The organism is Asanoa sp. NPDC050611 (assembly GCF_040654855.1).
Taxonomy (GTDB): domain Bacteria; phylum Actinomycetota; class Actinomycetes; order Mycobacteriales; family Micromonosporaceae; genus Asanoa.
The window spans coordinates 1-1,250 of the sequence record NZ_JBFAIU010000692.1; the positions used below are offsets into that span (position 1 = coordinate 1).

General features: G+C 69.3%; 1 protein-coding gene. It reads right to left on the bottom strand.

What is annotated here, in order from left to right; translation table 11 throughout:
- Positions 1-100: 100 nt before the first annotated feature.
- A complete protein-coding gene (locus AB0H87_RS41875) occupies positions 101-1,003 on the bottom strand; it encodes a M15 family metallopeptidase (protein ID WP_360159454.1) in 903 nt (300 codons plus the stop codon).
- Positions 1,004-1,250 lie beyond the last annotated feature (247 nt).

Here is a 1,250-nt window from a genome sequence, read left to right on the forward strand (position 1 = left end):
GTCGGCGTACAGGCTGATGTCGAGGCCAGTGACGTCGTGTCCCGCGGCCCGCAGCAGCGGCAACGAGTTCTGCGTGGCGACTCCGACCTGATCTTCTTCGCTACGCCGGTTGGTTCTGTTCGGCGACCGAGCGCACGGCCGCTTCGACGTCGGCCGCAGTGAAATCGCCCTGCGGCAGGGCCGCGAGGACGGCCTCGACCAGATCGTCCACGCTGGCGGCGAAGCCCGCCTGGGCGCCCTGCTTCGACGCCTCGCGGATGGCGGCCAACTCGGCCGGCGAAAGGTCGACCTTAGTTGCGATCTTGCGGACGGTCAACAGGATCTCGTTGAACGCGCCGAGCGCCGAGATGTTGCCGTCCGGGTTCTGGTCGTTGTTGGCGAGCCCGCGGCCGTTGTACTGCCACGCGAACGCACGCATCTGACCCTCGGTGTAAGCCATTTCGTCCTCCTCGTAGGCGCGGGTCGCCGCCGGGATGGCGTCGCCGGCGTGGTAGTGCCAGTGCCAGGGTTCCTTCTGGAGTTCGGCGGAGAAGCCGAACTCGTCAGCGTGTTTGATCAGCCAGGTGAGAATGCGGTCGCCGCTGTCGAGCACGAAGTCGCAGGCGAGGCCGAGTCCGTGGTTGCTCGTGCCAGGGACGGCCGCCGTAGCCAGATCCGGGTCCTTCTTGGACCACCGCTCCTTGACCCCGTCGCCGTCGCTGTCCCAGAACGCGCTGTCCGGCCCCGGCCCCCGCTGGTAGCGCTCTCGGAACAACCGCTCCTGCACGTTGAGCGGGCGGTAGGAGTCGTTCGAGAAGCCGACCCGCAACCTGAGCCCGATCGCCTTTCTCGCCTCGGCGGCCATCGCTTCCAGCGACCGCATGGCCGTGCGGCACATCGTCAGCTTCGGCGCCGAGCCGGGCTGCACGACGAGCACCGCCCGCGGCAGCCGACCGTTCTCGTCGAAGTGGCCGGAGAGCTCGCGCGGGAAGACCTCGATTCGTTTGATCGGCAACTCCACCATCGCTACTCCAGAGGCGTACGCGACTTGAGCAGGCTCAGCGGCCGTCGCCGCGCCTACCCGGACCCGCCGAGAGCGGCGGCATCTACCACGTCGGAGAAGCGAACACGCCCGGAAATACGGCCCGTCGTCACAACGCGTGCAGCCGCCGGCGCATGACCGCGACCCGGGCCGGGGCCCGTGCTCGCGGTGCCGCTGAACGGCTCGGCGCGGGTCCACGGCGTGCTCTGGACGGCCCGGGCGCCGGGCA